The sequence below is a fragment of the Benzoatithermus flavus genome (assembly GCF_037908215.1).
Taxonomy (GTDB): domain Bacteria; phylum Pseudomonadota; class Alphaproteobacteria; order Geminicoccales; family Geminicoccaceae; genus Benzoatithermus; species Benzoatithermus flavus.
This window is the reverse complement of record NZ_JBBLZC010000083.1, coordinates 1-764: the sequence shown is the minus strand read 5'-3', so window position 1 is coordinate 764 and position 764 is coordinate 1. Positions and strand designations below refer to the sequence as shown.

At 37.4% G+C, this 764-nt stretch carries 1 protein-coding gene; it reads right to left on the bottom strand.

Features of this window, described 5'->3' with window-relative positions; translation table 11 throughout:
- A partial coding sequence (locus U1T56_RS24150) for a Ty3/Gypsy family RNase HI domain-containing protein (RefSeq protein ID WP_418162042.1) occupies positions 1–764 on the bottom strand: 764 nt, incomplete at both ends.

Below are 764 nucleotides of genomic sequence, written 5' to 3'. Positions count from 1 at the left end.
GAACACAAATCCATCATTAACGACAAACTTGTTCCAGGTTCTTCCTTCTTTACAATTCTGCAATACATCTTTAAAATCAGCATCATGCACATATTGATCTTTGATGGTCTCCAAACCAAATATTTTGAAGTCAAGTTGTGAAAGCATAGTATAGCGATGAGACAATGCATCAACAATAACATTTTCTTTACCCTTCTTGTGTTTAATGACATAAGGGAAAGTCTCAATGAATTCAACCCATTTAGCATGTCTACGATTCAGTTTAGCTTGACTTTTAATATGTTTCAAAGATTCATGATCAGAATGTATAACAAATTGTTTGGGCCATAAATAATGTTGCCATGTTTCTAAAGTCCGAACAAGAGCATATAATTCTTTATCATAAGTAGAATAATTCAGACTAGGCCCACTCAATTTTTCAGAAAAGTATGCAACAGGTTTGCCATCTTGTAATAACACACCTCCTAATCCAATTCCACTAGCATCACATTCAAGCTCAAAAGTCTTATTAAAATCAGGAAGTTGGAGTAAAGGAGCATGTGTCAACTTATCTTTCAATACCGTGAAGGCTTCTTCCTGTGCGGTACCCCAAACAAAAGGCACATCCTTCTTTGTAAGCTCATTGAGAGGTGCAGCAATGGTGCTGAAATCTCTCACAAAACGCCTATAGAATCCAGCGAGGCCAAGAAAACTCCTCACTTGTGTGACCGTTTTGGGCTGCGGCCAACTCTCAATAGCTTCAATCTTGGCTTTATCAACTGCAA